The sequence below is a fragment of the Microbacterium sp. BH-3-3-3 genome (assembly GCF_001792815.1).
GTDB lineage: Bacteria > Actinomycetota > Actinomycetes > Actinomycetales > Microbacteriaceae > Microbacterium.
On the sequence record NZ_CP017674.1, the window covers coordinates 1,550,251 to 1,571,443 of the forward strand.

The 21,193-nt window shown below is 71.6% G+C and carries 15 protein-coding genes; 7 read left to right on the forward strand and 8 right to left on the reverse strand.

Going from position 1 to position 21,193, the window contains the following annotated elements:
- Positions 1-103 precede the first annotated feature (103 nt).
- Positions 104-580: a hypothetical protein gene (locus BJP65_RS07200; RefSeq protein ID WP_055831833.1), complete on the forward strand. Its 477-nt coding sequence runs from the start codon at positions 104-106 to the stop codon at positions 578-580.
- A gap of 116 nt (positions 581-696) precedes the next feature.
- Here BJP65_RS07200 and BJP65_RS07205 read toward each other — a convergent pair whose 3' ends face one another.
- From BJP65_RS07205 to BJP65_RS07240, 8 genes are all read right to left on the reverse strand, one after another.
- Entirely contained in the window at positions 697-3,042 is a 2,346-nt protein-coding gene (locus tag BJP65_RS07205; protein WP_070408673.1) for an excinuclease ABC subunit UvrA, read from the reverse strand.
- 162 nt (positions 3,043-3,204) lie between these two features.
- Positions 3,205-4,758: a DEAD/DEAH box helicase gene (locus BJP65_RS07210; RefSeq protein WP_055935685.1), complete on the reverse strand. Its 1,554-nt coding sequence runs from the start codon at positions 4,756-4,758 to the stop codon at positions 3,205-3,207.
- Between the two features lie 219 nt (positions 4,759-4,977).
- A complete protein-coding gene (locus BJP65_RS07215; RefSeq protein WP_055831839.1) occupies positions 4,978-5,550 on the reverse strand; it encodes a DNA-3-methyladenine glycosylase I in 573 nt (190 codons plus the stop codon).
- A 144-nt stretch (positions 5,551-5,694) separates the two neighbouring features.
- Positions 5,695-7,797, reverse strand: a complete 2,103-nt coding sequence (locus BJP65_RS07220) for an acyl-CoA dehydrogenase (RefSeq protein ID WP_055831841.1) — start codon at positions 7,795-7,797, stop codon at positions 5,695-5,697.
- A gap of 265 nt (positions 7,798-8,062) precedes the next feature.
- Complete coding sequence (recQ, locus tag BJP65_RS07225) at positions 8,063-10,102, reverse strand: DNA helicase RecQ (RefSeq protein WP_070408674.1); 2,040 nt, start codon at positions 10,100-10,102, stop codon at positions 8,063-8,065.
- 84 nt (positions 10,103-10,186) lie between these two features.
- On the reverse strand, positions 10,187-14,188 hold the full coding sequence (eccCa, locus tag BJP65_RS07230; RefSeq protein ID WP_070408675.1) for a type VII secretion protein EccCa: 4,002 nt from the start codon (positions 14,186-14,188) through the stop codon (positions 10,187-10,189).
- The gene (locus BJP65_RS07235) at positions 14,185-15,207 is read right to left on the reverse strand and encodes an RDD family protein (RefSeq protein ID WP_055831847.1); all 1,023 of its coding nucleotides are present in this window, start codon (positions 15,205-15,207) and stop codon (positions 14,185-14,187) included. Before BJP65_RS07235 ends, eccCa begins: the two co-directional genes overlap by 4 nt.
- A complete protein-coding gene (locus BJP65_RS07240; RefSeq protein WP_156784845.1) occupies positions 15,204-16,565 on the reverse strand; it encodes a hypothetical protein in 1,362 nt (453 codons plus the stop codon). Before BJP65_RS07240 ends, BJP65_RS07235 begins: the two co-directional genes overlap by 4 nt.
- A gap of 292 nt (positions 16,566-16,857) precedes the next feature.
- Between BJP65_RS07240 and BJP65_RS07245 the strand changes: the two genes are divergently transcribed.
- The 6 genes from BJP65_RS07245 (at position 16,858) to BJP65_RS07270 (ending at position 21,192) form a co-directional block, all read left to right on the forward strand.
- Positions 16,858-17,169 (forward strand): WXG100 family type VII secretion target, encoded by a 312-nt coding sequence (locus tag BJP65_RS07245; protein ID WP_055831852.1) that lies wholly within the window; start codon positions 16,858-16,860, stop codon positions 17,167-17,169.
- Between the two features lie 29 nt (positions 17,170-17,198).
- Positions 17,199-17,486, forward strand: a complete 288-nt coding sequence (locus tag BJP65_RS07250) for a WXG100 family type VII secretion target (protein ID WP_070408677.1) — start codon at positions 17,199-17,201, stop codon at positions 17,484-17,486.
- Between the two features lie 173 nt (positions 17,487-17,659).
- A complete protein-coding gene (locus BJP65_RS07255) occupies positions 17,660-18,028 on the forward strand; it encodes a hypothetical protein (RefSeq protein ID WP_055831853.1) in 369 nt (122 codons plus the stop codon).
- Positions 18,028-19,326 carry a S8 family serine peptidase gene (locus tag BJP65_RS07260; protein WP_070408678.1) on the forward strand — a complete coding sequence of 433 codons (1,299 nt, stop codon included), beginning with the start codon at positions 18,028-18,030 and terminating at the stop codon, positions 19,324-19,326. The genes BJP65_RS07255 and BJP65_RS07260 overlap by 1 nt, the downstream gene beginning before the upstream one ends.
- Complete coding sequence (locus tag BJP65_RS07265) at positions 19,323-20,882, forward strand: hypothetical protein (RefSeq protein WP_070408679.1); 1,560 nt, start codon at positions 19,323-19,325, stop codon at positions 20,880-20,882. The genes BJP65_RS07260 and BJP65_RS07265 overlap by 4 nt, the downstream gene beginning before the upstream one ends.
- Positions 20,875-21,192 (forward strand): WXG100 family type VII secretion target, encoded by a 318-nt coding sequence (locus tag BJP65_RS07270; protein ID WP_055831859.1) that lies wholly within the window; start codon positions 20,875-20,877, stop codon positions 21,190-21,192. Before BJP65_RS07265 ends, BJP65_RS07270 begins: the two co-directional genes overlap by 8 nt.
- The last annotated feature ends 1 nt before the right edge of the window (position 21,193 follow it).

Sequence of the window (21,193 nt, forward strand, 5' to 3'; positions counted from 1 at the left end):
CGGGCGGCCGTTTCCCGCAAGAACCGGACACCGACACGAGAGTGCGCCGGGGCGAGCTGACTGATTCCTCGCGGCGTACGGCACAATGGTGACGGAGGTTTCCATGAGCGATCCGATCCCGACGATGCCGTCATCTGCGGATGCCGCCGGGACCAGCCCCGTGCCCCTCGTGCACGCCGCGGCCGAGTGCCCGAAGTGCTTCACCGAGCTGCAGAGCGACCGTGACTGGTGGCGTGCCCGCCCCGCGGGCTCACGCCTGGTGGGGCTGGTCGTCTCGCGCCCCGACATGCCGACGGTGGTACAGCAGCGCGACGACCTCACGCGCTTCGGTGTGCCGATCGAGGGATTCCGCCACCCCGCGCCCGAAACGCTCGAGGGGTGGGCGAAGCGGCTGGACCGGTTCTTCGGAACCCTCACGCACGGGGACGTGCTCGTGGTCGCGAGCGTCCACGCCCTCGGTCTCACGCGCGAAGACGAGACGCGCGCGGTCGCCGACCTACGCCGCCGCGGAGTGATGGTGAAGGTGCTGCCGCACGGCGACCGCCACCTGCACGACGCGTCGCTCACCGCACCCGCCTGACGCGGGCGGCGCCCCGCGTCTGTCCGACGCGGGCAGCGCATCGCATCCGTTCGCGCGCGGTCCCGCCCGTCGGGCGGAGCCTCACGACTCGCGTTCGGTCGACGTGGGCCCGCGCGTCACTTCCCGACGTACCGCGCCAGATACTCGCCCGTGAGCGTCGAGCGGGCAGCGACCAGGTCGGCAGGCGTGCCCTCGAACACCACGGTGCCGCCGTCGTGACCGGCGCCCGGTCCCAGGTCGATGATCCAGTCGGCGTGCGCCATCACGGCCTGGTGGTGCTCGATGACGACGACCGTGTTGCCCGCGTCGACGAGGTGGTCGAGCAGCCCGAGCAGCGTGTCGACATCGGCCAGGTGCAGGCCCGTCGTGGGCTCGTCGAGCACGTAAACGGCCCCCGACTTGGCCATCGAGATCGCCAGCTTGAGACGCTGACGCTCACCGCCCGAGAGCGTGTTGAGGGCCTGACCGAGCGTCAGGTACCCGAGGCCGACGTCGTTCAGACGAGCAAGGACCGCGACGGCCGGTCCGGTGACGAGGAACTCCGCCGCCTCGGCGACCGACAGCGCCAGCACCTCGGCGATGTTCTTGCCGTCGAGGGTGTACTCGAGCACGGCGTCGGAGAAGCCCGTTCCCCCGCACAGTTCGCACACGGTCTCGACGGTCGACTGGAACCCGAGCTCGGTCACGATGACTCCCAGGCCCTTGCAGGCGACACATGCTCCCTCGGAGTTGGCGCTGAAGAGCGCCGGCTTCACACCGTTCGCCTTGGCGAACGCTGCGCGCACCGCGTCGAGGATGCCCGTGTAGGTCGCCGGGCTGCTGCGGCGCGAGCCCTTGATCGCCGATTGGTCGACCACGACGACGTCGTCGAACGACGGCAGGTGGCCGTGGATGAGCGAGGACTTGCCCGACCCCGCGACCCCGGTCACGACGGTCAGGACGCCGCGGGGCACATCGACGTCGACGCCCCGCAGGTTGTGGTCGACGGCTCCGCGGATGGGCAGGGCGCCGGTCGCCGCGCGCACCGCCGGCTTCAGCCGCGCACGGTGGTCGAGGAACCGGCCGGTCAGGGTGTCGGAGGAGCGGAGCCCCGCGACGTCGCCCTCGTACTGCACCCGGCCCCCGTCGCGCCCGGCGCGCGGGCCCAGATCGACGACGTGGTCGGCGATGTCGATGACCTCGGGCTTGTGCTCGACGACGAGCACCGTGTTGCCCTTGTCGCGCAGCTGCAGGAGGGTCTCGTTCATGCGCTGGATGTCGTGGGGGTGGAGTCCCGCCGTGGGCTCGTCGAAGACGTAGGTGATGTCGCTGAGGCTCGAGCCGAGATGCCGGATCATCTTGGTGCGCTGGGCCTCGCCACCCGAGAGTGTGCCGCTCGCACGATCGAGCGACAGGTAACCCAGACCGATGCGCACGAAGGCGTCGAGGGTGTCGCCCAGCCCCTCGACGAGGGGCGCCACGGAGGAGTCGTCGATCGTCCGCACCCAGGCCGCGAGGTCGGTGATCTGCATGGCGGCGGCATCGGCGATGTTCACGTCGCCGATGCGCGAGGAGCGGGCGCCGTCGTTCAGCCGTGTTCCCGCACACGCCGGGCACGCGACGAAGGTGACGGCGCGATCGACGAAGGCCCGCACGTGCGGCTGCAGGGCATCGCGGTCTTTCTGCAGCATGCTCTTCGTGATCTTGGGAACGAGTCCCTCGTAGGTCATGTTGGTGTTCGCGATGCGGACCTTGGTCTGCTCTTTGTAGAAGAAGTCGTGACGTTCCTGCGCCGAGTACTGCTCGATCGGGGTGTCGGCGTCGACGAAGCCCGACTCGCTGAACACGCGCACCATCCAGCCGTCGGCGGTGTATCCCGGAACGAGGATGGCGCCCGCGTTCAGCGACAGCGTCTTGTCGACGAGCTGGTCGAGGTCGATGTCGCTGACCTTGCCGAGCCCCTCGCACTCGGGGCACATGCCCCCGGTGATCTCGAACGAGCGTCGCTCTTTCTGGCCCTTGCGGGCGCCCCGGGCGACGGTCACGGCCCCCGCGCCCGAGATCGACGGGACGTTGAACGAGAACGCCTGCGACGACCCGACGTGCGGCTGCCCCAGACGGCTGAAGAGCATGCGCAGCATGGCGTGCACGTCGGTGGCGGTGCCCACCGTCGAGCGGGCGTTGGCGGTCATGCGCTCTTGGTCGACGCGGATGGTCGCGCTGAGGTTCTCGAGCGCGTCGACGTCGGGCCGCGAGAGCTGACCCATGAACTGCTGCACGAACGTGGGATAGGTCTCGTTGATGAGCCGCTGCGACTCGGCGGCGATCGTCCCGAAGACGAGCGATGATTTGCCCGAGCCGCTCACCCCGGTGAACACCGTGAGCCGACGCTTGGGAACGTCGAGGTCGACGCCCTTCAGGTTGTTCTCGCGCGCGCCGCGCACGCGGATGACGTCGTGCGCATCGGGGACGGGGTCGCTCATGCGGCGCTCCTTCGAGGATCGGCCCCGGGTGGGCCGCCCCCAGTGTGGCGCAGACCCCCGACATCCGCGAGGCTCCTCGCACGCCGGCCCCGAACGACGACGGCCGGTCAAGACGACGACGCCCCCACAGCCGGAGCTGCGGGGGCGTCGATCGAGGCGGGGTCAGCCCTGCGCGCGACGGTTGGTGCGCGGCGAGCGGGAGCCGACGACCATGCCGGTCGTGGGGGCGCCGGATGCCGAGCGGCCCGCGCCCTGCGGACGTGCGGCGCCGGCACCGGCGCGCTGTGCGCCGCCAGCGCCCTGGCCACGGCCCGCACCGGAACGCTGACCGCCACGACCGCCCTGGGGAGCGCGTGCGCCCGATGCGGCGTCGGCCGCCGGGGCGCCGGCGCTGCGACGACGACCGCCGCCGGCACCCTGGGCGCCACCGCGGCCCGACGACTGCTGGCCCTCGCCGCGAGCGGCGCGCTTGCGCTGGGCGTTGGCGCCCTGCGAGCGTCCGCCACCCTGCTGCTGCGGGGCAACGACGGGCTCGGGCTTGACCCACTCGGCGACCTCGCCGACGAGCGCGACGACCTCGGGCGAGGTGGAGGTCACGACCGTGGGCGTGGCCGAGATCTTGGCCTTGCGCAGGATGTCGAGGGTGTCGCGACGCTGCTCGGGGAGCATGATCGTCACGACGTCACCGGCGGAACCGGCGCGGGCGGTGCGGCCCGAGCGGTGCAGGTACGCCTTGTGCTCGACGGGCGGGTCGACGTGCACGACCAGCTCGACGCCGTCGACGTGCACGCCACGGGCGGCGACGTCGGTGGCGACGAGCACCCGGGCGCGGCCGTCGCCGAAGGCGGCGAGGTTGCGGTCGCGTGCCGGCTGCGACAGGTTGCCGTGCAGGTCGACCGAGGGGATGCCTGCCGCGGTCAGCGCCTTCGCGAGCTTCTTGGCCTGGTGCTTGGTGCGCATGAACAGGATGCGGCGGGCGGTACCCGAGGCGAGGGTCTGCACGAGGCGGTTCTTCGCCTCGGTGTCGGCCGGCGCGAAGACGTGGTGGGTCATCGCGGCGACGTGCGAGTGGGCCTCGTCGACGGAGTGCAGCACCTCGTTGCGCAGGAATCGCTTGACGAGCTTGTCGACCCCGTTGTCGAGCGTGGCCGAGAACAGCAGGCGCTGGCCGTCGGCGGGCGTGCGCGAGAGCAGACGGGTGACGCCGGGCAGGAAGCCGAGGTCGGCCATGTGGTCGGCCTCGTCGAGCACCGTGATCTCGATGTCGCCCAGGTTGGCGAAGCCCTGACCGATGAGGTCCTCGAGGCGCCCGGGGCAGGCGACGAGGATGTCGACGCCGGCGGCGAGAGCGTCGACCTGGCGCTTCTGGTTCACGCCGCCGTAGACGGTGGTCGTGGTCAGGTCGAAGGCGGCGGCGAGGGGCTTGATGACCTCGTCGATCTGGTTCGCGAGCTCGCGGGTGGGCGCCAGCACGAGAGCGCGGGGGCGACGTCCGCGACGGCGATCGCTCGTGGCCGCGAGGCGGGCGACGAGGGGCAGCGCGAAGGCGAGGGTCTTGCCCGAGCCGGTCTTGCCGCGGCCGAGCACGTCGCGCCCGGCGAGTGTGTCGGGCAGAGTGTCGGCCTGGATCGGGAAGGGCTCGTTCTTGCCCTGGGCGGCGAGAACATCGATGAGGGGGGCGGGCACGCCGAGGTCGGCGAAAGTCTGAGACGTCATGAATACTCCTGCCGGCGCGCAGGCACGCACGGCGGTTCGGGATGCCGCGATGCTGCGGCTGCAATGGGCGAAGGCGCCGGGTGGCGCATCCGTTCGCCGTGAAGGTCAAAGGCCCGAGAGAGGGGCCGGTGCGTTCGACGACGCTGGGAGCGGAACGCTCCAATCGAACAGCCTACCGCCTGGAGTGGCGACACGCGGAATCGGCGACTCCGGTCGGCCTCAGTGCGACGCGCGCCAGCAGCCGGCGACGTGGTCGTCGACCATGCCGGAGGACTGCATGAGGGCGTACATCGTGGTCGGGCCGACGAAGCGGAATCCGCGGCGCCGCAGCTCTTTGCTCATCGCGGTGGATTCCGGCGTGACGGCCGGCACCTCGGCGAACGTCGCGGGCGGCGTGTGCCCGGTGGGGGCGAACGACCACATCAGCGCGTCGAACTCGCCCTCGGCCAGGGCGGCCACGATGGCCGCGTTGCCGATCACCGCCTCGATCTTGCCCCGGTGGCGGATGATCCCGGCATCCTGCAGCAGACGCGCGACGTCGTCGGGACCGAACGCGGCGACGACCTCGGGGGCGAAGTCGTGGAAGACCTCGCGGAAGCGCGGGCGTTTGCGCAGGATCGTGATCCAGGCGAGCCCGGCCTGGAAGCCCTCGAGACTGAGCTTCTCGAAGAGCGGGCGATCGCCGCGCAGCGTGGAGCCCCACTCCTCGTCGTGGTACCGCTGATACTCGGCGTCGGAGCCCGCCCACGCGCATCGGACGACGCCGTCGGCGCCGGTCACCAGGTCGGTCATACGCCCAGGCTAGAGGGGGCCGCCGACATCGCGGGGCGCCGGCCCGACAAGGCGGTCACGAGAGCAGGCGACACAGCCGCGAACAGGCCGATCCGGGGGAGATCGGCCTGTTCGCGCGGAGCTTGTTCTCGCCGCGGAACGCCGCTACTTCGCGGGCTTCTTCTCGGGAACGGGGGCGTTGCCCGACGCCCGCTGCGCGGCGTAGTACGACGCCGCCTCGTTCTGCCGATCGTCTTCGACACCCGACGCGATCGAGGCGCGGATGTGCTCGGGACCGTAGCCGAAGGCGTCGACCAGGTCTTGCGCGTGCGGACGCAGACGCGCGCACAGGCGGTCGATGTAGCTCGACACCGCGGCACCGCGCTGCGTCGACAGGCGCCCGTTGATGAGGTACCAGGCGAGGTGCTTCTCGATGAGCTGCAGTCCGAACAGGTCGCGCAACCAGGTGAGCACCCGCAGGGTGCCGTCGTCGTCGATCCGGTTGATCGCGTCGGTGAAGGCCTCCCACTGCAGGAGCTCGCCGTGCGCACGCGCCGCCTCGATGAGCTGGGACTGGTTCTCGTTGAAGAGGGCGGCGGCGTCTTCACGCGACAGTTTGGATGCCGGGCGCAGGCGCCCCGCGATGTCGGCGATCATCTGCTGCACGCGGCCGGCCAGCAGCTCGTGCTGCTGTTCGGCGCGGAGCCCCTTCTCGACCGAGCGTGCGGTGGAGCCGAAGTCGCTGACGGCCTGACCGAGCTGGCGCATGCCGGCACCGTGGAAGAGCTTTCCGGCCGTCTGGCCCACGGCGAAGGCGGCGAGCTGCTTGGCATCCTTGCCCTTGAACGACCGGGCGTAATCGGCGAGCAGACGCTTGCCGACGAGCTGCAGCAGCACGTTGTTGTCGCCCTCGAAGGTGACGTAGATGTCGAGATCGGCGCGCAGGCCCACGAGACGGTTCTCGAACAGGAAGCCCTGGCCGCCGCACGCCTCGCGGGACTCCTGCAGGGTGTCGAGCGCGTGCCAGGTCGACAGCGGCTTGAGGGCTGCGGCGAGGGTCTCGAGGTCTTCGCGGTCGGCATCGGTGTCGAGCGCGCCACTGAAGACGCCGTCGAACTTCTGCAGGAACTCGTCGTGGGCGAAGATCTCGGCGTACGTCGTCGCCAGGCGCGGTAGCAGACGCCGCTGGTGCTTGCCGTAGTCGAGCAGGGTCACCTCGGGGGTGCCGCTGCCCGAGTCGAACTGGCGGCGCTGGTTGCCGTAGGTGATGGCGATGGTGAGGCCGATGGCCGAGGCCCACGCGGCGGCCCCATCGAGCGAGACGCGGCCCTGCACGAGCGTGCCGAGCATGGTGAAGAAACGACGGCCGGGGCTGGCGATGTCGCTCGAGTAGGTGCCGTCGGCGGCGACGTCGCCGTAGCGGTTGAGCAGGTTCGTGCGCGGGACGCGGACGTGGTCGAAGTGCAGACGGCCGTTGTCGATGCCGTTCAGGCCGCCCTTGAGGCCGTCGTCCTCGCCGCCGATGCCGGGCAGGAAGGCGCCCGACTCGTCGCGCAGCGGCACGTAGAAGCAGTGCACGCCGTGGTTGACGCCGTTCGTGATGAGCTGCGCGAACACCGTCGCGGCCTTGCCGTGCAGGGCGGCGTTTCCGAGGTAGTCCTTCCACGCACCGCGGAAGGGCGTGTGGATGACGAACTCCTCGGTGTCGGCGTCGTAGGTCGCCGTCGTGCCGATCGCGGCGACGTCGGAGCCGTGGCCGGTCTCGGTCATGGCGAAGGCGCCGGGGATCTCGAGGCTCATGATGCCGGGGAGCCACTTGTCGTGGTGCTCGGCGGTGCCGAGCTGCAGCACGGCCGAGCCGAACAGGCCCCACTGCACACCCGACTTGATCTGCAGGCTGGGGTCGGCCGCCACCAGCTCCTCGAAGCCGGCGATGTTGGCTCCGTTGTTCTCTTCTCCGCCGAAGCGCTTCGGGAAGGCCCGGTGCACCGCCTTGTTCTGCACCAGGAGGTGCAGCTGGCTGAGCGTGCGCTCGCGGTGGGCGTCCATGCCCAGCGAATCGTCGCGCCACAGCGCGGGATCCTTGAGCATCTCGCGCGCCTGGCGGCGGGTGTCGGCCCACGTGCCGAGCAGCAGGTCGGTGACCCGCTCGGTGTCGATGCGCGCTTCGGCGGCCTCGGCGGCGGTGTGCGGGGCAGCGGGGGCTCCCCCGACGGGGGTACGCGTGCTCGTGGCGGGCGTGGTGGGACGGACGGCGGCGTCGGTCATTCTCGGCACCTTTCGACGTTGCAAAGGAATACCCCCACGGTAGGTGTCCCACAACGCCCCGGCAATCGACCTGTGGGATGTACACAACTCGTCCGGCGGACGTCGGGCCAGGAGGTTGTGGGGGGTCACCATTTCCGAGGATGCGCTGACCGCGCGCCGGAGGCGTCGGCAGCACCCACCGCGTGCTCACCCCGCTCGACCGCGGGCGTCGACCGCTGGAGCCGGGCCGACGCCGCCGCCGCGGACACGCCGCTTTACCGTGCCGTCAGTTCGCCGCGACCACCGTGAGGATGCCGTCGCCGTACGCCTCGCGCTTCTTGGCACCGATGCCGGTGATGCCGTCGAGGTCGCCGGTCGAGGCGGGTCGCGCCGCCGCGATCGCGCGCAGAGTGGCGTCACCGAAGACGATGTACGCCGGAACCCCCTGCTCGCGGGCCTTCTCGGCGCGCCAGGCGCGCAGGGCCTCGAACAGGTCGCGATCGGCGGGCGCGACGTCGTCGGCGCTCGACTTGCGCTGCCGGGTCGAACCGCCGCCGCCCGTGCGCCCGAGAGCATCGCGGCGAAGGGGAACGGGCGACTCGCCCCGAAGCACCCCGGCCGACGCCTCGCTGAGCGCGAGCGTGCCGTAATCGCCCTGCGCGGCGATGATCCCGCGGGCGAGGAGCTGACGGATGACGCTGCGCCAGTCCTGATCGGACAGGTCGGCGCCGAGCCCGTAGGTGCTCAGTCGGTCGTGCCCCTGCTGGGCGATGCGCTCGGTCTTGGCTCCGCGCAGGATGTCGATGAGGTGGCCCGCACCGAACGCCTGGCCCCGCTCGCGCTGAAGACGCACGATGGTCGACAGCAGCTTCTGCGCCGCGACCAAGCCGTCCCAGGTGTCGGGCGGGGTGAGGCAGGTGTCGCAGTTGCCGCACGGGTCGGACTTCTGCCCGAAGTACTCGAGGAGGTTCTGCCGACGGCATCCGACCGTCTCGCACAGCGCCAGCATGGCGTCGAGGTGCTGCCCCAGGCGCATCTTGTACGAGCGGTCGCCCGGCGACTGGTCGATCATGCGGCGCTGCTGCACGACGTCGCCCAGGCCGTAGGCCATCCAGACGACCGAGGGATCGCCGTCGCGGCCGGCGCGGCCCGTCTCTTGGTAGTAGCCTTCGACGGACTTCGGCAGGTCGATGTGCGCCACGAAGCGCACGTCGGGCTTGTCGATGCCCATTCCGAAGGCGATCGTGGCGACCATGATGACGCCGTCGTCGCGGAGGAAGCGCGACTGGTTCGCCGCCCGCACCGAGGCGTCGAGACCGGCGTGGTACGGCAGCGCGTCGAGCCCCTGCGTGCAGAGGTACGCCGCCATCTGCTCGACGCTCTTGCGGCTGAGCGCGTACACGATGCCCGCCGAGCCCTCGGGCTGCGCCTTGATGAACTGCACCAGCTGACGACGCGGGTCGACCTTGGCGTCGATGCGGTACTGGATGTTCGGGCGATCGAAGCTGGCGACGAAGCCGCGGGCGTCGCGCAGACGGAGACGTTCGACGATCTCTTGCGCGGTCGCCGTGGTCGCGGTGGCGGTGAGGGCCATGCGCGGCACACCGGGGAACCGCTCGGCGAGGTCGCCCAGCGCGAGGTAGTCGGGTCGGAAGTCGTGACCCCACTGCGACACGCAATGGGCCTCGTCGATCGCGATGACGCTCAGGCGTCCGCGCGACAGCAGCCCCAGCGTCTGCGCGCCGTTGAGGCGCTCGGGGGCGACGTAGAGCAGATCGAGCTCGCCGGCGAGGAAGGCCTGTTCCACCGCCTGCCGCTCGGCGGGGGCCTGCGTGGAGTTGAGGTACCCGGCACGCACGCCGTTGGCGATGAGCGCCTCGACCTGGTCGTGCATGAGGGCGATCAGCGGGCTGACGACCAGGCCCGTGCCCGGGCGCACGAGGGCGGGCACCTGGTACGTGACGCTCTTGCCGCCGCCGGTGGGCATGAGCACCACCGCGTCGCCGCCGTCGACGACGTGCTGCACGATGTCGGCCTGGTCGCCGCGGAACGCGTCGTAGCCGTAGACCTCGTGCAGCACCTCGCGCGGATCGCGTCCGGTGAAGTCGCGCACGGCCGGGAGCTCGCGGGCGGTGCCCGTCGCGACCGCGGCGCGGGCGAACCGCGAGTTCGCGGCATCCGTCGGCGGCGGCGGGGCGTCGAGGTCGTCGGGCGGGGCGAACAGATCGGGGTCCCAGTCCGCTCCCGCGTAGGGGTCGTCGGGGGTGTCGTACGACTCGGGCGGCGCGTCGGCGTACGACTCGGGTGCGGCGCCGGGATATGTCACCCCTCCACGGTAACCCGCCCCACCGACACCGACACCGCCCCGACCTCCATCGGGGGAGGCCGGGGCGGTGGGGAGGAGGGGTGATCAGCTCGTCGGCGGCGAGAAGACCAGCTGCGAGGCGACGAGACCGTGCTCGCGGCTGACGATCTGTGCCCGACCCGGCGCTGCCCGCTCGGGCTTGACCCGACCGATCAAGGCGCCCTCTTCGGGGTTCCCCCCCAGCAGGATGCCGGTCACGCCGAGATCGGTGAAGCGCTGGATGATCGGGTCGTAGGCCGCTCGGCTCGCACCGCCCGACCGACGCGTCAGGATGACGTGCAGACCGAGGTCGCCGGCCTGCGCCAGCAGCGGCTGCAACACCGCGAGAGGGTTGCCCTGGCTGGTGGCGACGAGGTCGTAGTCGTCGACCAGGATGAAGCCCTCGGCGCCCTTCCACCAGCTGCGTTCGCGCAGCTGCGTGGGGGTCACGTCGGGGCCGGGGATGCGCGTGGAGAAGTACTGCGCGAGGTCGTTCATTCCGCCCGTGGCCAGGTCGTGCGAGGTGAGATAGGCCCCGAGGTAGTCGTCGGGGATCTCACCGAGCAGCGCGCGACGGTAGTCGACGACGAAGATCTTCGCCTCGGCGGGCGTGTACAGGCGCTGGATCTCTTTCGCCACGCCCCGCAGGAACGCCGACTTGCCCATTCCCGAGTCGCCGTAGACGAACAGGTGCGACTCGACGCGCGGGTCGACGCCGAAGGGCGACAGCTGCGCCTCCTCGATGCCGAGCAGCAGGCGCGGGTCGTCGGGCGCGGCGAGCGCGCGCACCTCGTCGAGCGAGATCGTCTCGGGGAGCAGTCGCATCTTCGGCCCGGGCTCGCCGTGCCAGGCGGCGGCGACCTTGCCGATCATGTCGGCCACACCGTCGGCGAGGGTGCCCGCGTCGCCGGAGCCGTCGATGCGCGGCACCGAGGTGAGCATCTGCAGCTTGGTCGCGCTGAGACCACGGCCGGGTTGGCCCGCGGCCACGTTGGCCGCCTGCTTGCGGTCGACGTCGGAGTCGGTCGGGTCGCCCAGACGCAGCTCGACCCGCGTCTGGATGAGGTCTTTGAGTGCCGCGCGGATCTCGAGCCACCGGTTCGCGGTCACCACGACGTGCACGCCGAAGCTCAGGCCGCGCGCGGCGATCGTCTGGATGCGGGCTTCGAGGGGCTCGAACTCGGCCCGAAGCGTCGACCACCCGTCGACCACGAGGAAGACGTCGCCGAAGCCGTCGTCGAGCCGCCCGTCGCGCCGTCGCGAGCGGTACGTCTCGATGGAGTCGACGGCGTTGCGGCGGAAGTACTGCTCGCGCGCGTCGAGCACGGCCTCGACCTCGGCCACCGCGCGACGCACGGCCTCGGGCTCGGTTCGCGTGGCGACACCGGCCACGTGCGGGTGCCGCTGCATCGCCGTGAAGCCGCCGCCGCCGAAATCGAGCACGAAGAACTGCAGCTCCTGCGGGGTGCCCGTCAGCGCCAGCGCCGAGACGAGGGTGCGCGCGAGCGTGGACTTGCCGCTCAGCGGCGAACCGACGATCGCGACGTGACCGGCCGCACCGCCGAGCGAGACCGTGAGGTGGTCGCGGCGCTGCTCCAGCGGGATGTCGACGACACCGATCGGCACGGTGAGGGCTCCGGCGTCACGCCACCGGCGCGAGACGAGGCCCAGCACGGGGTCTTCCGCCAGGTCGGGCATGAGCTCGTCGAGGGGGGACGGTTCGGCCAGCGGCGGCAGCCACACCTGGTGGGCCTCGGGACCGCGGTCCTTCATGCGGTCCACGGCGATCTGGAACGTCGACCGCTTCTCGGCGACGGGCGCCGAGATCGCCGCCGGCGCGGCATCCATCTCGATGTCGGTGTCGTCGTCGGGCTGGGCCATGGCCGTGAACACCTCGACCCGCGCAGGCCCCGACGAGACGGCGTCGAACTCGTCGACGGCGACGCCGGGGTTGCCCCTCGGCCGCCCCGACACGTACGCCGCGCGGAACTGCACGAGGTTCTCGGTGTCGCTCTTGAGAAAGCCCACGCCCGGTTCCTGCGGCAGCGTGTACGCGTCGGGCGTGCCGATGATCGTGCGCGACTCGGCGGCCGAGAAGGTGCGCAGACCGATCCGGTACGACAGATACGTGTCGAGCCCGCGCAGCTTGCCCTCTTCGAGGCGCTGGGATGCCAGGAGCAGATGCACGTGGAGCGATCGGCCGACGCGCCCGATGTTGAGGAAGCTGTCGACGAACTCGGGTTTGGCCGACAGCAGCTCCGAGAACTCGTCGACGACGACCAGCAGGGCCGGGAGCGGAGCAAGATCGGAGCGACCGCCGCGGCGCGCCGCCTCGTACTCGCCGACGTTGGCGAAGTTGCCCGACGCGCGCAGCAGCTCCTGACGGCGCACGATCTCGCCCTGCAGGGCGTCCTGGAAGCGGTCCACCAGAGCGAGCTCGGCCCCCAGGTTGGTGATGACGGCCGAGACGTGGGGCATGTCGGCCATGCCCGCGAAGGTCGCGCCGCCCTTGAAGTCGACGAGGACGAAGTTCAACTGCTCGGGCGAGTGGGTCATCGCGAGCGCGAGCACGAGGGTGCGGAGCACCTCGGACTTACCCGAACCGGTCGCCCCCACCATCACGCCGTGGGGCCCCATACCCTGCGAGGCGGACTCTTTCAGGTCGAGGATGAGCGGCGCCCCCGACGGCTCCTGACCGATCGGGACGCGCAAGCGGTCGCGCTCGAGGCGCGGGCTCCACGCCTGGTCGAAGTCGACCGCGCGCACGTCGGGAAGGCCGAGCAGTTCCGTCAGCTCGGCCTGACCCTGCGTCGTCGGCGCGTCGACGACCACCATGGGCGCGGGCCGCAGCGGCATGAGCCGGCGCGCGGTGGCCTCGGCCTCGGCGATGGTCATGGCATCCGGGTAGAAGGTCTGCGCACGCCCCGCGCCGTCGATGAACTCCGCGGGCGCGACGACGGCCGCGGTCTCGCCGCGGCGGGGCCGCACGGGAGCCACGGTCTCGGCGAGCGCCACGCGCGCGATCGACGGATCGTCGAGCTCGTCCCACCGCGAGGGCAGGTCGATCACGGTGACGCCCTGCGCGCCCTCGAGCCCCGCGAACGAGGCGTGCGCCATCGTGTCGACACCGTCGACGACGAGAACGACGTGCGGGGTGACCCCGCCGCCGGGCGCGAACCGCGGACGACCGGCGAGCTGGGTCGGCAGCATGTCGACGAGCTCGTCGAGCGAGCCCGAGATCATGCGCGCGGGGCCGAGCCGGTCCTGCACCCGCGACGACATCGCGTGCGGCAGCCACTTCACCCAGTCCCAGGCGGCCGTCTGCGCGGGGCCGGCGAGCACCGCGACGATCACGTCCTCGGGATCGTGCAGCGTCGCCGCCGAGGCGACGAGCGAGCGCGCGAGGCTGCGCACGGCGTCTTCGTCGGCGCCCACGAGCTCGATGCGCGCGTAGTCGCCCAGGGGGAAGCCGAGAGGAAGGTCGCGCTGGATCTCGTGCGTCAGCATGAAGCGGTGGGCGGCCGAGGCGGCGACCGGATCGAGTTGCGCCAGGGGCGGCAGCTCGGGTGCCTCGAGCGCGAGGCTGAGCGGCTGATCGGCGACGCCGATGCGCGCGAGGAGGAACGTCTCATCGCCCGGCTGGCGTTCCCAGACGCGGGACCGCTCCTCGGCGATGTAGGGCAGGGCGGCGGGAGCGGGCATGATCCATCCGCCGTGGCGACGCTGCTTGCGCGCGGCGACCCGCACGGTCTCGCGGAGGTCGGACAGGTACGCGAGGTACTCGCGTCGATTGCCCAGCACCTCGGCGTTTCGCTGGGCGCGCTGACGCCAGCCGTTGACGGCGACGAAGCCCAGCGACGACAGCAGGAACATGCCGCCGATGAGGAAGCCCGTCGGCCCGCTGTTCGAGATGGTGACCATCACGATGGCGCCCACGCTGCCGAGCATCGGCAGGAGCGAGGTCAGGATGCCGCTGCCGCCCTCGTTCGGCACGAGCTCGGGCGGCGGCTGCAGCACGATCCGCCCGTTCGGCAGCGACGGCGGGGCGATGCGCGGACCCGTGCTCACGCGGGACCTCCGATCAGGCGACTGAGGGTGAAGACGCGTTCGCCGAGGCGCACGCGGGTGCCGTCCTCGAGCAGGGTGCGCGCACCGGGAGGGAGGGGATGGACGGCGCCGTCGTCGTCGATGAGCTCGGAGCCGTTCGTCGATCCGGCGTCGATGACCCACGCCACCTCGCCGTCGTGTTCGAGGCGCAGGTGCGTCTTGGAGATGAGGCGGTCGGGGTCGTCGACCGCGATGAGCACGTCGCCGGTCTGATCGGCGACCGGTGCGCGCCCGAAGTTGACCGCGGCGGGGAGTGCGAACTGCGCGCGCTGGCCGGTGTCGAAGACGACCAGCAGCTCGGCGCCCGTCACACCGGTGCGCGGAGTCGGCGCGGCGTCGCCGTCACCGTCGGCGTCGACGGTCGCGGCCGGAGCCACGGGGGCCGGGCGTGCGCCCGCCGACGTGGGCGCCTCGATCGCGATGAGCGGGGAATCCCACTCGGGGGCGGACGGAAGCGCCGCCACGCCGGCGTCGACGCGGAGGGGTTCGCGCGGTGACGCCGGTCGCGCATGGACCGTGGGCTCCGACAGAGCGCGGGGGTCGTCGGCATCCGGGGCCTTCTCGCCCCGCGGGACGGCCAGAAGGACCGTTCCCGCCGCGCGATCCGCCCACGAGCGTCGCCGACCCGAGCGGTCGAAGGCGGCCGAGGCCACGACGACCCACGCCCCCGCCACGAGCACCAGCCCGCCGAGCACGACGAGCAGGCCGCGGACGAAGGCGCGCCCGGCGCCGGGGACGAGCGGCGCCTCGATCCGCGACGTGCGCACACCGAACAGCAGGGCACCGGGGGTCGACCCCCGACGCGCCTGCAGGATCCACAGCCCCAACAACGCCTCGGCCGCGACCGCGGCACCGAGGACGGGAGAGCCGAGAAGCGATGCCACGCCCGCGGCGATGACCACGAGGGCGGCGTCGACGCTGAAGGCGCCCACGCGCACCCCCACCGTCGCGGGCGCGCCGAACGGCGGCGTCTGCGTCATGTCGCCATCATCGCACGCGCGATCTCGATCGCTCCGGCGGCGAGCATGCCCGCCGGGAGCGACAGAGCCGTCGCGAGCGCCTCGAAGACGTCGCCCGTGCGCGACCAGCCGAGGGAGCGGAAGCCGCGGCCGATGGGCACCGTCAGCAGCGCGCACCCGAGACCCACCGCGAGGCAGATGCCGGCGATCACCACGAGCAGGCCCGACGAGATCGCGGGGAGCAGCGCCACCAGCACCGCGGCCAGGACGACGGCGGCCCCCGCTCGCTCGACCCAGCGGAGGAACGGCACGGTGCTCTTGCGCGAGCCGAGCAGCAACGCCAGCACGACCGTCGTCGCCAGGGCGATCCGCCCGCCCAGGATCACCGGATCGTCGGAGGGGAACGACGGCAGCGCGGTGAACGCGCTGGCCGCCCCCGCCAGGATCAGCAGCAGCACCCCGATGGTGAGTCGGGCCGTGGAGCGCTCGACCAGGGCGTCGGCATCGGCCGCCTCGATCGTGCGCACCTCGTCGGGCAGGCTCTGCCGCACCGTCCACCGCGTGGTCTGGAACCGGGCGTAGTCGACGAACGTGCCGGGCGCGACGTCGACGAGGCTCGCCTGCAGCACGCGCTGCGCGACGGGGACGAGACCGAGCGTGACGGCCGCGGGCGCCGTGGGGTCGAGATGCAGAAGAAGAGAGAGGCCCCAGACGCCCGCGAGCACGCCCACCACGATCGCGGCCGTCCGACCCTGCGCGCGCAGGGTCTCGGGAGCGCCGAGCACGCCGATGACGCCGGCGAGGATCGCCCCGCCGAGCAGCCCGGTGAACACGGCCACCGACGCCGACGACGCCGGCACGTCGGGGACGACGGCCACCCCTCCCCCGAACGCGAGCGAGATCAGGGCGACCACGGGAACGAGGGTCGACGTGGTCGAGCGGGCCGACAGCGAGAACGCGGTGGCCGAGGCCAGCGCGGCGATCAGCGCGACGACCGCGACCGGCACGCGGACCGACGCCGGAAGGGCGTCGCCGCCGAGAAGACGCAGAAGGGCCAGGATGCCGCCCCCCGCCGCCAGCACCGACCACACGGCCGGTGCCCGACGGGCGAGAACGGGCCGCTTCGCGTCGGCGGTCGCGGCGGCGAACGAGGCCGCGGGATCGACGAGGACCAGGACGGAGCCGTCGTCGAGGGAGCGCATGGTCGTGGACCGATCGATCTCGCGGCCGGCGATGCCCACCACCCGCACGCCGTCGCCCGTGACGGCCGCGGCGCGCAGGACGTCGTCGACGCTGGCGTGCAGCGGAACCACGAGATCGAACCGCGTGGCGCCGTCGACCAGCGCGACACGTCGCCCGTGCACCACCTCAGCGCTCAACGGTCCCCCTCGTTCTCGCCGCCCGTCCGCCTCGGAAGGCGCGGGAACCGCACCAGCGTAGCCGCCCGGCACCGGCCGCGTGGTCCTCGACGGCCGGGGTGTGAAGATGAGAATTTTGTCATTTTTGGGTTTGCGCAAGAGGCTTGCCGTGACCCCCTCCTTTACGTACATTCAGTGGGTCGGTGGGGGGCTCCGGTTGTTCCATCGATCCCGCGTCCGGGTCCGATTCCCGTGCGTGAAGACATGATCCGCAACGCCCGGGCGCGCCCGGAGGAACAACGAGGAGACAGACGTGGCAGATCTCATCGCAGCCCAGGAGGGTGCGCTTCGTCGCGGAGCCGAAGCGGTCAACACCGCGAAGTCGGGCATCGACGAGCAGGTTCGCAAGGTTCGTACCGAGCTCGACCAGGTGGCCGGCTTCTGGACCGGCGCCGCCGCCGGTTCCTACACGCAGCTCATGCAGCGGTGGAACGAAGAGACCACCAAGCTCAACAACGTGCTCGTCACGCTCGAAGACGCTCTGCGCGGCACCGAGCGCGACCAGGCGGCCTCGGAAGAGTCGCACCAGCAGACCATCGGCAACCTGGGCTCGCTGCTCGGCTGACCCCGCTCGACACGAAAGAAGGAACTCCCATGCAGTCCATGTCCGTTCGTCCCGAGCAGGTCATCGCCCTCTCCGGTCAGATCCGCAACGGTGCCTCCGGCATCCGCACCCGTCTCGACGACCTCGAGTCGCAGGTCGGCGCGCTGCGCGCCTCCTGGGACGGTGAAGCGCAGACCGCTTACGACCAGGCCCAGGCTCAGTGGACGCAGTCCATCACGCGCCTGAACGAACTGCTCCAGCAGATCGCCGCCAAGACCGACGAGATGGCCCAGGGTTACACCTCGACCGACAAGTCCGCCGCCGGCCGCTTCGTCTGAGTCGCATCGAGCCGGCGGTCGCGACTCGCGACCGCCGGTTCTTTCGGCCCTGACAGGCTTTCTTCTGCGGCGCTGCGCCGCCGTCGGAGTCGCACGCACCGCCCCGGCCCGGCGTCGCGGGCGCGGAGACTCCGCGCATCACCCTCTTCTGACCTCGAGAAACGAGTGATCCCATGTCTGACATCGGCTACGAAGGCGACCTTCCCCTTCACAACTCGAGCACGCTGACGACATCGACCGATCAGCTGCCGTCCGCCGCCGTCATCGCGATGGTCGAAGGCAACTCGACCGAGGTCCCCGCGGCCGCATTCACGTCGCACCTCGAGCAGCGCGCCCAGATGCTGGGTATGCGCATCGAAGAGGTACGCCAGTACGTCCAGCAGAACGCCGAAGCGCTCGCTCAGGCCGTCACCACGCTCCGCGATCGCGACGAGATGAACGCCAGCGACGCCACCAACGCCCTCTCGCTGATCGACGCGGCGGCGACGCCCCCGTCGGCGGGCAGCCGATCGCCGTTCTCGAGTCGGAACATCCCTCTGTGATGAGCGCGCCCCGTTCCGCGGGCCGCGCCGTCGGCGCCGTTCTCGTCGCCACCATCGTCTCCTTCGGCGCCGCCTCCCCCGCCCTCGCGGAGGGCGAGAGCGACAACCCGCAAGAGAACCTCGCGTTCTGGTACTCCACCTACGGCGTCGACGCGGCGCACGCGGCCGGCCTCACCGGCGCGGGCGTCAAGGTCGGAGTCATCGAGAAGCAGATCAATCCCGACCTCCCGGTGTTCGAGGGACGCAACCTCCGCATTTCGGACTTCCCGATCTGCTCCAACGCCCCCGAGGTGAAGACGGCGGATGCCAACTCGGCAGCGCGTCACGGAACCACGATGACCGCACTGCTCATCGGCAACGGAACCGGGTCGGGCAACATCAACGGTGTGGCCCCCGACGCCGACGTCACCGTCTACGGATACGGGCCCGAGAGCGACGAGCGGTGCGACGTCAACTCCGACGAGGACATCAGCGAATTCGGATTGGCGGTCAAGACCGCCGTCGACGACGGCAACGAGATCGTCTACACGGCCGTCGGCCAGCCCTGGGACGAGCGGGACGCCCCGGTGATCGCGTACGCCATCGCGAAGGGTGTCGCCGTCGTCAGCGCCTCGGCGAACCCCAGCCAACTCGGCGACTCCGAGACCTCGGTCGGTGCGCTCAACGGCGTCGTGACCACCACGGCCATCGATCGCGAAGGCCACATCCAGAAGAGCTCGGACGGCTCGGACTACGTCATCACCCACACCACCGTGGTCGCCGGAGGGTTCCGGATCCCCGGGGTGGGGCGCGAAGGCGACTGGTCGGCCACCGGATCGGGGACGGGGTCGTCGAACACCGCTCCCCTGGTCGCGGGAATGCTCGCGTTGGCCGCCCAGAAGACGCCCCAGGCGACGGGGAACCAGCTGGTGCAGGCCCTCATCGCCACCACGAACGACGAGGTGCACACGCCGGCCCGCACCGATGACGGCTACGGCTACGGCGCCGCCTGGCTGTCGTCGCTTCTCTCCGTCGATCCGCTGCAGTACCCCGACGAGACCCCGCTGATGGACAAGCCCGCGGGAATGCCGACCGCGGAACAGATCGCCACCGCCAAGACGCAGGGCTACGTCGCCCCCGCTGCGCGGTCGCGCAGCTTCGACGCCTACGGCGACGAGCCCAGCGGCTTCGACATCGGGGCACTCGTCCCCTGGATCATCGGCGCGGTCGTCGGGTTCGTGGTCCTCGCGATCGTCATCACCATCGTCATCATCACCATCAGCCGACGCCGCAAGGCAGAGGGAGGAAAGTCGTCATGACCGGAGACTGGGAACTGCGCCTGCAGCGCCTCGCCGAGGGTGGCGTTCCATGGGACGTTCCGACGCGCACCGAGTTGGTGAGCGGCCTCACGGCGCTCAAGAACGTCCTCGATCGCGTCGCCAGCGACCCGGGCCTGGTGGGACGAGCGGGAACGTCGGCGCAAGCGGCTTTCAGCTCCACCGCGTCGGAGGTCTCGAAGCAGATCGGCTACGTCGAAGACGAGATCCCCCGATACCTCGCTGATGCCAACGACATCCGTTCGCGCGCGCGGGACTCGCTGGCCTCGCTGCCCGCCGGGGAGATGACTCCCGGGCAGGAGACCGCGGTCCGCGGGGCCGCCATGGGCTCCACCTTCATGCTCGGTCCCGTGTCGTTCCTCGCGGGCGAAGGTGCCACCAACGTCATCAACGGCTACCTGGCGGATCGACGCGAAGACGACGCGAGGACGAAGTTCCAAGCGCACTCCGACGAGCTCGACCAGATCTCGATGACCAACCCACCACCGTTCAACCCGACGGCCACGCCCGACGACGATCCGTCGCCCGCCCCGGGACCCGGCTCGCAACCCGGGCCTGGACGCATCGGCGGTCGGAGCATCGAGCAGTACCCGAATTGGGACGTGTCGCCGCTCGGCCCCGGCGGCGGCGGTAGCAGCGGGGGAAACGGCGGCATCGACATTCCGCCCCCCTCGATGGGTGAGACCCCCGGCGACTACGAGACGCTGCCCGGCACCCCCTCGGGCCCGAGCGAGTACGGTCCTTTCCCGAACGGCCACCCCGACCTGCCGACCGGTCGGCCGCCGATCGACCTCGAGAACATCCCGCCCGACCCGACTCCCGACGGCCCGATCTCGGGCTCGCCCACCCTTCCCGGCGGCATCCCGAGCCTGCCCGGCGGAGGAGGCGGCGGCGGCGGACTGATCGGCACCCCCGGTGGTCCGGGCGCAGGCCTCGGCTCGGGCCTGTCGGCCGGACTCGTCGCCGGCGGCGGCGGCGCCCTCGCGCTCGGTCGCGTCGGCGCCCCGACGGGAGGCGCCGGTGGCGGCCTCTTCGGCGGCGGCGGGGCCGTGGCGGGTGGCGGCGGCGCCGGCGGGCGCGCGGGCGGACTTCTGGGCAAGACCCCCGGCGGGGGGACCGGCGCCCGCGGTGTCGGTGGGCTCGGCGGTGTCGGCGGCGGCGCGGCCGGTTCGTCGACGGCACGCGGCGCGGGCATGCGCGGTGCCGGCATGGGCGGAGCGGCAGGCGGTGGCACGGCCGGTGGTGGCACAGCCGCCGGCGGAGGACGCCGCGGTGCCGGTGGAGCGGCGACCGCCGCGGGCGGAGCGCGCGGCGCGGGCGCCGCGTCCGGCGCGACGCGCGGCGCAGCGGGCGGCAACCGGGGCGTCGGTGGGATGGGCGGACCGGGTTCGCGGTCCGACCGCAAGGACGAGGCGGCACGCGGCCTCGGTGGCCCCATCGCTCCCCGCATGGAAGACGACGAAGAGATCGGTCCCCGTTCCGAGAACGCCCAGGCGGGCGGTCGCGACGGGTCCGACAGGAGTGAGGACAATGTCTGATCGCATCTCCGCGGGCGAGGGCGCCCTCGTCCGAGGCGCCGAAGTGGTGGCGGGCACGCACGCCGACATCGCCGACAGCGCCCGCCGGGTCCTCGCCGAGCTCGACGAGCTGCGCGCCAACTGGACGGGCGACGCCGCCACGGCGTACGGGGTGCTGGTGAACGAGTGGACGGCCGGGGCGAACCGTCTCAACGACGTGCTGGTCACCCTCAGCGCCGCCCTGACCGCGACGGCGCGTGACCAGGAAGCCGTCGAAGAGGCGCACAGCACGACGATCCACGGGCTGGGCTCACTGCTGGGAGGCGAATGAG

Bases quoted from the DNA above. Each gene is read 5' to 3' on its own strand.
- BJP65_RS07200 (WP_055831833.1), top strand. From the start codon at position 104: ATGAGCGATCCGATCCCGACGATGCCGTCATCTGCGGATGCCGCCGGG.
- BJP65_RS07205 (WP_070408673.1), bottom strand. From the start codon at position 3,042: ATGAGCGACCCCGTCCCCGATGCGCACGACGTCATCCGCGTGCGCGGC.
- BJP65_RS07260 (WP_070408678.1), top strand. From the start codon at position 18,028: ATGAGCGCGCCCCGTTCCGCGGGCCGCGCCGTCGGCGCCGTTCTCGTC.
- BJP65_RS07220 (WP_055831841.1), bottom strand. From the start codon at position 7,797: ATGACCGACGCCGCCGTCCGTCCCACCACGCCCGCCACGAGCACGCGT.
- BJP65_RS07210 (WP_055935685.1), bottom strand. From the start codon at position 4,758: ATGACGTCTCAGACTTTCGCCGACCTCGGCGTGCCCGCCCCCCTCATC.
- BJP65_RS07255 (WP_055831853.1), top strand. From the start codon at position 17,660: ATGTCTGACATCGGCTACGAAGGCGACCTTCCCCTTCACAACTCGAGC.
- BJP65_RS07215 (WP_055831839.1), bottom strand. From the start codon at position 5,550: ATGACCGACCTGGTGACCGGCGCCGACGGCGTCGTCCGATGCGCGTGG.
- BJP65_RS07235 (WP_055831847.1), bottom strand. From the start codon at position 15,207: ATGACGCAGACGCCGCCGTTCGGCGCGCCCGCGACGGTGGGGGTGCGC.
- BJP65_RS07250 (WP_070408677.1), top strand. From the start codon at position 17,199: ATGCAGTCCATGTCCGTTCGTCCCGAGCAGGTCATCGCCCTCTCCGGT.
- BJP65_RS07270 (WP_055831859.1), top strand. From the start codon at position 20,875: ATGTCTGATCGCATCTCCGCGGGCGAGGGCGCCCTCGTCCGAGGCGCC.
- BJP65_RS07265 (WP_070408679.1), top strand. From the start codon at position 19,323: ATGACCGGAGACTGGGAACTGCGCCTGCAGCGCCTCGCCGAGGGTGGC.